The sequence below is a fragment of the Ruegeria sp. HKCCA6707 genome (genome assembly GCF_013033515.1).
Lineage (GTDB): Bacteria > Pseudomonadota > Alphaproteobacteria > Rhodobacterales > Rhodobacteraceae > Ruegeria.
In genome coordinates, this window is record NZ_WQEG01000004.1 from 425,480 (window position 1) to 434,897 (window position 9,418).

General features: G+C 53.7%; 3 protein-coding genes and 1 pseudogene. 1 reads left to right on the forward strand and 3 read right to left on the reverse strand.

Translation table 11 applies throughout. The annotated features are described in order from the left end of the window. The first annotated feature begins 138 nt into the window (after positions 1-138). Positions 139-6,450: an AMP-binding protein gene (locus GOW40_RS12860; RefSeq protein WP_171231000.1), complete on the forward strand. Its 6,312-nt coding sequence runs from the start codon at positions 139-141 to the stop codon at positions 6,448-6,450. Between the two features lie 68 nt (positions 6,451-6,518). On the opposite strand, the gene GOW40_RS12865 is transcribed toward GOW40_RS12860, so the two are convergent. From GOW40_RS12865 to GOW40_RS12875, 3 genes and pseudogenes are all read right to left on the reverse strand, one after another. Further along, positions 6,519-6,896, reverse strand: coding sequence for a DCC1-like thiol-disulfide oxidoreductase family protein (locus GOW40_RS12865; protein WP_371731845.1), 378 nt, complete (start codon positions 6,894-6,896; stop codon positions 6,519-6,521). Then, the gene (locus GOW40_RS12870; RefSeq protein WP_171231001.1) at positions 6,893-8,473 is read right to left on the reverse strand and encodes a hypothetical protein; all 1,581 of its coding nucleotides are present in this window, start codon (positions 8,471-8,473) and stop codon (positions 6,893-6,895) included. The genes GOW40_RS12865 and GOW40_RS12870 overlap by 4 nt, the downstream gene beginning before the upstream one ends. Positions 8,474-8,685: 212 nt before the next feature. Next, a pseudogene (locus GOW40_RS12875) lies at positions 8,686-9,369 on the reverse strand (IS6 family transposase). Between the last annotated feature and the right edge of the window lie 49 nt (positions 9,370-9,418).

Consider the following 9,418-nt stretch of genomic DNA (forward strand, 5'->3'; position numbering starts at 1 on the left):
CAGGTTTGGAATATCGGTAGGTTGCCATTTAGAGCTTTGACAGCCTAACTTCTGCGAAAGAGCCAAAAAACAACAGATTCAGTCGTAAGAGCCCGGCAAATTCACTTTGATGAGGTAGTATCGTTGGGGAATGATGCGATGACCGATGTAAAGGTGGTGCCTGAAGAAATTCGGGACACGCTCCATCAAATTTTGGCGGAGATCTTACAGGCATCACCAAGCGAAACCGAAACCTTGGTCGCGCAGGGCATGGATTCCGTTGATGCAGAGAATTTGCTTGAATCGCTTCAGGAGCTAGGATTCGACATCGAGTATGAGTTCCTGCTCGGCGACGCGACATTCGAAAGCCTGCTGGAGAGACTGACCGTTTCCGACAGGGCTGATCCTGATCCAGTACCGATGGCAACGCCACAAGAGGGACCCGTGCCGTTGACAGGCACACAATCCATCTGGGCTGAGCTGGAAAAAGAGGGCTGGAAGGACTGGGCAAATATCAGCCTTTGCCTCTCTATCCCTGAGAAGCTTGTCCCTGCCACCTGGCTTCCTGCAATGGTCCAGGCATTAGCGGATCGGAACGAAGCGCTTCGCATGGTGCTTCTCCGACCCGAACAGCCGAACGATCCGCCACGCCAGATTGCTTTGCCCGAGTTTCAAATCCCTGTTGAAATGCGTGCCGCCCCCGTTCCTGATCAGTCGGTCACACGCGAAATTGAAGCTTTTGAAGGAACCCTTGTCTCGCCCTATGGGCCCTCGGCACGCGCACTGATTTTGCATTCGTCCGAAGGGCAGGATCGCCATTGGATCTGCTTAAGCATGCACCACGTGTTCTCAGACCGGATCAGCATGCAAAGCCTCGAGAAGCAGTTCAAGCAGATGCTGCTTGAAGGTCGACTGAAAGCTGACTCAGGCGGCGATGACAGCTTTACCACCTATGCAAACGCACGCGCCGAATTGGAGAGTGGTCCGAAAGCCGCCGCAAACCGAGACAAGTTAGAGCATCTGCTAGATGGCGCAGATATTCGCGCCGAACGGCCAGCGCCGAAGCTGTCCAACTCTCTTGGATTGTCGCTTGGAGACTTGCCGACAACTGGCGTCCTGCACGGTGCAGAGACTCATGCAGTAGAAGCCTGTGCGCAAAGGTTGGAAACCACAGTGCCACTTTTGCTGCACGCGCTTTCCAGTGCTCTGATCACGCGACTGACCACGGGTGCGGAGCACAGCCAAGACCGCCATCCGTTGCTTTGCCATGTCATTTCCAATCGACATCAGGTTCCGCAGCTCAAAAACACTGTCGGATGCCTTGATACCTCGGTACCTGTCGCACCGTTTCTGGGTGTTAGGGACACGCTGAAGGCCTATTGCGCAAGCACGCGTCACGCGTTCACCGAAGCAACAAAATTGATACCTGATCTTCCACGGGGATCTTGGTTGAATGCGCAGGACGGGGTGCCCAAGGGACCTGCGCTTATCGAAAGGGTTCCACATATCAATATCGTGCGTCGCCCACGGACTGAGAGCCCGGATATGGCAGCCCTTGATGTGAGAGAGCATACGGTGCGTCGCGCACAAAAGCCACGCTGGGGGCTTTTGCTTCGGGCTGAACTACCGCCCTCAGAAAAGTATGGCGCAAGCTTGTATTCTGAAACAGTTCAGGAAACGGGGCTGCGTCTCAGCGCCTTTTCCGAAGATCGTGATCTGGCCATTGCGGCGCATTATTGCCTGACGCAGTGCTTGCGATCCCTTATCGCGCTTACGCCCTCTGAACTGGAACAGCTGAGTGTTCACGAGCTTGTCGAACGTGTCGTCGAGAACGCCAGATTTGCATCGCAGCAAGTCGCAAAGGCTGCGGCTTTGGTCGCCGATGCACCAACGCACCAGCCATTCATTTACGAGAAACTTATTGCGCGGCAACGGCGATGGTACGTTCATGATGACAAGCTGAGGCTCGTGCGGGATCAGGACAATCGATTTGTCGGAACCGCTGCCAACCCGTTTCCCTTTACGCAACTAGATAAGTTGAAAGAGCGCACATACCTTGAGTCGCTCGGCGTTCCATTGCCAAATCTTTTGCACGTTCTTCCAAAGGCTGATCTTGCTCAATCGCTGCCAAGTATTGCGCCGGAGCTGCCGTGTCGGTTCGTTCTGAAACCCGTCGGTGCGGGCCATTCGTTTGGCGTAACCGTGGTGCGTGATGGTCTGGATTTAACGCGAAATGGCTCTCCATTTGATGTGCAGCGTGTGACTGCCGAACTGTCTGCGATGGCCGCGCAGGGAAGCTGTACCCACGAGGGCAAGGTTTACCCGTTCAACTTCTCAACCATCCTGATCGAGGAATTGGTGGAAGACGCCTGCGGGTTCGATACTCCAACGGACTACAAAATCTTCATGATCGGGTCCGAGCTTTTGTGGATCCAGTTGCACTTCAAACAAGATGGTCACACTTGGGTGGCGTTTCTGGATGAGAACTTCCAGCTATTGGCTGAACCTGCGTGGGATCCGCGTACATGTTGGCGGACGCATCGTGCCTTGGTTTGTATGGATCAGAAAATAGCGGATGCGCGCCGTCCGGAATGTTTGGATGACATCTTGGTCGAGTCCAGACGCCTTGCAGATCGCATGAGAATATTTGTGCGGTTGGATTGGTATGCGGATGCAAGGCGTGGCCCCTTGATGGGTGAAATCACCACCTTCCCGCATATGCTCCAGCCGCGGACATTCTACACGGCATGGGCCAATTATCGGGTGCGTCGTCTTTGGCAGGAACCTGATGGTGTTGCGCCTGAAACCGCATATGGCGATGCGGTGGTGGGTCGGACCAAGGCGGTTCTGAATGGCGCGCCAGACCAGCCCCTTGGTGTGTCAGCGTTTTTGCCCGATCCTGATCGGTCGCTTTGGGCCAAGGGCGACAACATCAGTTTCACCGACCTCAGAGACTATGTGGACAAGTTTGACCTGACACCTTGGGGGGTCGCCGCAGGTGCGCGTGTGGCCTTGGTGCTTCCGAATGGAACCACGCTTTCCGGTGCGCTGCTGGCCGTGATGAACCGATATGTTGCTGTCCCGCTGGGGGCCGATGCGCCAGCGGAATTTCTTGCGACCCAGCTTGCCAACATGGAGGTTGAGGCGGCTGTGGTGCTTGCGGATACGGACGAGGCTGCTCAGTTGCGACTCGTGGCCAAGCAAATCCCGCACTTTCTTGTCATTGAGCTGGGAAACCAGCCTGGTGTGGCTTTGCCCGTGCCTAGCGGCAAACCATGTGAGGATCTGAGCGCGCCGGCACCGTTGCGCTTGGCGTCCGAGCCCGTCCTGTTGCTGTTAACTTCGGGAACCACCGGGGCGCAAAAGACCGTTACGTTCAGCCTGGAAAAACTCATGCGTGCGGGCGCATTGATCGCCCAGTCTCTGGATCTTGCGCCGCATGAAACAGGGTTGTCCGTTTTGCCGCTGCACCATGTCGGTGGAATTTCCTGCAATCTAGTAGCGCCGCTATTGTCTGGTGCCTCGATGCGGTTTCAAACTGGCTTCGATCCTCACCGCTTTTTCGAAGAACTCGACGATTCGGATGGCATCAGTTGGGTTTATATGGTCCCAACGCTGTGGAATCAGGTTTTGGCCTATGCGTCTGAACATCCAGAGCTGTCTCAAAACAAACCATGGCCAAAGTTGCGTGCGCTCCGTAATGCAGGGGCAGATTTGCCCCATGAGATGGCCGAAGACCTGTCAGCTCTTTTTGGTGACAACGTGCACGTCCTACCCACCTACGGAATGACCGAGGCAATGCCGATTGCCGCCCCGCCGCCGAGTTACCGACTTGAGAAACCGGGCACCGTTGGCCCGGTCCTGCCCGATATGGAAGTCGAAATCGTAGATACCACCGCTGGCGCGCCGGACACCGTTCTTGAACCTGGTGAAATCGGTGAGATTACAGTGCGCGGGCCGAATGTGATCGACGGTTACGAAAATGAGGATCAGGCGCCAGACGACCCTTTTACCGGAAGGGGCTTTTTCCGAACCGGCGATCTTGGGGAGTTCGCCGCGGATGGCTCAGGTTGGCTTAGCGTAAAAGGGCGGCTCAAGGAAGCCATAAACAGGGGTGGGAAAACGATATCTCCGTTGGAAATCGAAGCAACATTGCGGCGTTTCCCGGATTGGGCAGATATGAACGCCTCTTCTTCGCTTATGGTATTTCCGAGGGCACACAGTCTGCTGGGCGAAGATGTGGCGCTCGCGGTGACGGACGACTTCGGCGATGTCGATCTCAAAACATTGAATGCGTGGGCAGCGAAGCAGCTGCCGCTCAACATGCTTCCGCAAACTCTTGTTTACGTCCAAGAGCTCCCGATGTCCGCGGCAGGTAAGCCGCTTAGAATGCGGCTATCACAGCAACTGAATGCTGTATGCGCACCTGCGGAAGCGGGGCAGTTGGAGACTTACGAATTGGGTAAGGACGGTCCGGTTTTGCGCGAAAGCACCAGTGCGCAGTCAGTGCCAGACCCACAGATGGCTGCCGATGGCCCTATCTCGATCGAAAACGTCATCGACGTGATCCAACCTTATTTGCGCGCCAATGTGACGGTCACCGATGACACACACCTTGGTGATGTTGGTGTCAACTCTCTTGCTGCGTTGGAAATGGTGCTGGCGCTCAATGACCGTTTTGGCGCCGACCTGCCCACATGGGCAGTCAGTGATCACCCGACACCTCGTGCACTGTTGGCACAGCTCAACCCGCAAGCCATTTCCGGTCAAACTGTTCTGCCTACGCTTTCACAGCACGCAAAGCGACCTCAGTCTTCAGACGGTGTCCGACGCGTCTTGTTCTTGCATGGCGAAGCGTCGGATGCCGATCTGGCCGAACGCAGCTTGCGAGCAACGTTCTGGGTCGACGGGCTTCGGGGCAAAATTGAATTCGTTTTCCTGGATGCGCCGCACCAGTGCTCTCCGAAACCCAACTTTCACGGGGCGGCTGTCGCCGCTGGCCTTTATACCAAGCCGATGTACCGAAGCTGGGGCGGTATCGATGCAACGCGGCTGAACGAAAGCCTGGAGGTGGTGATGCGGGCCTTGGACGAGCTTGGGCCAATCCATGGTATCGCCGGTGTGTGCGATGGGGCTTTGGTTGCCGCCCTTGTTGCAGCCAGGCACTCCGAGCTTGGGGTCTTTATGAATTTCGCGTCTGGTCCTGTGTCAGAAAGCGCAGCGCAGCACGACTGGAAAGTCGAGACGCCAACGCTTCATTTGATTTCACCGCAAGACAGCCTGCACACCCTTGGCCAGTTGATGGAAGTCCCATCGCGGTGCGACCGCGCGGTCATTTTACAGCACTCGTATGGCCATGCCCTGCCGCCGCTAAAGGGTGAGCTGAAGGGTGAAATAGAAGAAGCCATCGATCTTATCTTCGGGCAGGTATCGCGCGATCCGGCAGCGGATCCGTTCGCGCGGCCGCTCTGCCAACCATCAGCAGAAATTTCTATTGAAGCCAAGCTGCCATCCGAATTCCAGTCCGAACAGAACGTCGCCGACCCCGAAACCAGAGTTCACGTCAAAGAGGCAATGGAAAAGATCTTGGGTCACGACGATTTCGGACCGTCTGATGACTTCTTTGAAAAGGGTGGCAACTCGCTTTCGGCCATGGAGCTATCGCTGACGCTTGAGCAGACACTTGGCATCAAGCTTCCTTTGGAACTTTTCGCTTTGGAAAGTGCGTCGGTTGACCGTTTGGTACAGTCCATCGAACACTACAGAGCGAACAGCCCACAGGTGGCGCTTGTCCCGATGAACTCTTCAAACGCCGAACCTGTAATCTATGCGCTGCCGACACTCGGTGGGCATTTGTCAGACTATTTGGCATTCAGCGATGCTATTGGCCCATATGCACAGCTTGTTGGCATTCGCTACGGTAAGCTGCTGTCGAACGCGCCGACCGAGCGCATTACGCTGGATGAAATGGCTCAAAGTGCTGCTGAAGTCGTTCTAAATCAGCCGCATAGAGGTCCTGTTTACCTCGTCGGTTTTTCCATTGCAGGCATCTTTGCCTATGAAACGGCGCGCACGCTCATGGCAGCTGGTCAGCCTGTTACCTTGCTTTTGATCGATGCAGAGCCCGTGGTTGAAAGAGGTTTGCGGTTCAAGGTGAAACAAGCGCTTCGACGGACACCGGTTCAACTGTTGCGCAAGCCAAATCGCAACCCGCATCTGCGAGATGTAAATCATGACTTGAGAAGTCAGTTGGTTGAGTGGAAGCCACACCCCATCGATCTTAAAACCGTTCTGTTTTGCGCCGAAGACGGGCCAATCAAATCCGCAGGCGTTTCCATGTGGACAGAGGCCGTCGGCGGACAGATTGTCCTTAAAACCATGCAAGGTGGTCACACCGGAATTTGGTCGGCGGATATCGCTCAGGTTGTTGCCAATAGTCTCGCAAATGAATTTGATTGGACAGCTTCATGAACGAAGCCCCTGGTCCGGGATATTTCGTGGACTGACTGGCTGTCGGGCTACTTTTTGATTTCTGCAAACTATGCGGAAATTTTTTGCCGCCCCAAAAGTCTGAGAACTGTATTTCGACCAAATCGCAAAACGGGGTAAAGCACACGGCTCATAGTCGGTGATCGAAACACCAACGCATTTAGGCGATTGAACAGGCCGCTTCTCGTGGACAGTAGCGCCAATCGATGAATACATTCAGCGCCATGATAATAGTCACCGTTAAATAAAAGAACCATACCGTCGTCCAGATCAAGGCCCTTGGCCAAGATCTGTTCAACGACATCGCCACCATTCCGTGCATCTACTAGATTGACAGGTCCTATCGCCTCTTTGAGCCGCACCATCGCAACATAGCGCGAGCAGAATGGGCAATCTCCATCGTAGATCAAGACCGTTTCATCAGTCACAGCGGAATCTCGACTTTTCCAGCGTCTTCACGGCGAATCTCCTGTATGGTTTCACCATTAAACCACGTCGTTACACCGATTATCTGAACTTCGCGGATCAGCTCCTGCCCAACATAGACCGGAAGTTCATCTGACCAAGGGTATGTCCAGAATTGAGGTGGCGGTTGCAATGCGCTCCACCATGGTTTGCACATGCAGCCGTCATTCCAGTTTGCAATGTATTCGCGCAGTAAGTCGTGAAAAATCTCGATGCGTTCCTCGTTCCCTGGTTTTTCGGCGGCACGTTCTGTTTCGATGGCAAAAATCTCATCGGGCGTTTTGGCGTCTTGAACGGCACGTGCGACGTCAAGATCACTGCTTGCACCATAGGGCCCTGCCAAAGTTGCGCGGTCAGGAAACAGATAACCGAAGAACGAGAACTTCATGTTATCGTCGTAAGGCTGGAAAAATTTGGGCGGAAGCTGATACATCTGCCCGCTTTGACCCACAGCTAAGAAGCGGGTCACGTAAGACATTCCAGTATCAAACCAAGCCAATCGCGAAGGATCGCTCCATATCGGTGTCAGTATGATCAGAGGGATCGATACTATGGTAGCCCACATCGAATATGGTGAAGTTTCGGGTGATCTGACGTGCCGCAAAAGCAGATAGACGAACAAAAGGTCCATCACCATCCAGGTCCAGAATAGGAAGCCGAAAATCACGAATACGCCTAGGTGGAATAAAATAGCCGCCGCAATCAGCAACAATGTCACCCACCGATTAACGGCCATTAACAGGAAACCTAGTTCAAACAACAACACGAACCAGATCATTAGCCAGCTAAAGTGCCCCACGAACCCTGCAAAACTGGTTACGGTCTCTACCGGAAGCCAGTTTGTAAAACCATGTCCGTACGCGCTGTATATTGCATTTTGCACATGCGCGAATTGCGTCCAATCCAGCATGAACTTACCGTAGCCCGGATACCAATACCGACCGGCGATCAGGCACGCAAGCAGCAGTAGTGCGTCTTTGCGTCGTATGGGCAATCCCGCGCCACGCAAAACTTGCCAGACCACGATCAGACAAACACCTTCAAGTAGCAAAAGTTTGTGTGGCAATACAGGTCCACCGATTGCAGGCACCGATATTTGATGTGCCAGCGCGTAGGCGAGCACGACAAATGGCAGAAGAAAAATGGGCCACCTGTATGACGCGACCAGGAATGCCAGGATCAGCAACCTATCGATGATAAAGGCCTGCCCGTGCGCATGGTTCGGCCCCAAAGTCACCAGCCACCAGGCCAGCATTCCGGCAACGCCGATAGAAAACACACGCCACCCAGACTCTAACTCTTCTTCGGTCCATGGGCGCCTCATCGGTTTGAATAAAATCACCAGCGCAAACAACGAAACTGCGCCGATTGTGGCCACCCAACTTGAGGTCAGAAATGCAAGCGCAACAGAGACGCTCTTGTATTGCCCGGTCGTCAACGGAGTCGTGTGGTCAAGCCACTGATCCAGAAAAACGAAAGCTGCGAGCAACGAAAGAAGCCGCACACCAAGTCCGATGGGTTCTGAGACGAGTGTCTTCAACTAGCGCTTAATCCTCTGGTGACAGAAATCCATACTAAGATGCTTGAGACTCAATTCAAATCCTCAATTTCCTAACAGGATCTGTTGCAAACTTTGATCCGTTGGCACCCAGTTACAGGCGGATGAGTGACTTTCGGTATTAACTGATTGAAAGCCAGAGGTTGTGTCGCAAACTTTTGGAAAGACCAGAACCAGCGATATTCTAGACGCTGTTATCCGACGATCTCAGCAAACATCCGATAGCCGGAAGTCGTTTCACTAGAGAATTGCTTCTTCCAGATCATGTTGGCGACCTCGATACCGTCCATTGTAGCCAAGGCGGATTTGAACGATTTGAACCCACACAAATGCCGTACGCGACGTTTGATAAATCGATGATCCTGTTCGATCAAATTATTCATATATTTGGACCTGACTGTTTGGATTTTGGCTGGGCAGCCGAAGCGATTGAGGATATTGATCACCTCTCGAATGCCCGCTGCGTTGGCGCCACTTTTGTCGATTACATTCTTTCTCGTAAGGCCGTTGACCTCCAGCATACGAGCAAAGAATTTTGTGTCCGCGGGTTTGTTTCGACGTTGCGAAAGCATGAAATCAAGCGTCTTGCAGTGCTTGTCGACAACTCGATAGAGATAGACCCAGTTGCCTTTCACCTTGATGTAAGTTTCGTCCATTCTCCAGGATCGGTCGCACGGCCCTTTTCGATGACGCGCCGCTTCAGCGATTGCGCCTGCATACCGCGTCACCCAGCGCTTCAGCGTCGTGTGATCTACTGCAACGCCTCGCTCATGTATGATCTCTTCCAGATCGCGATATCACACACCGTATCGGACATAGACAAACACAGCGAAGAGGATCACATCTTTCGGATACTGCGCGCCTTTGAAAGGGATCATAAAAACAAACGTTCAACTTCCATATTTCGATATTCAATCACTCGAAGCA

What these genes read in the sequence shown, in the direction of transcription:
- GOW40_RS12860 (WP_171231000.1), top strand. Translation starts at nt 139, where the DNA reads ATGACCGATGTAAAGGTGGTGCCTGAAGAAATTCGGGACACGCTCCAT.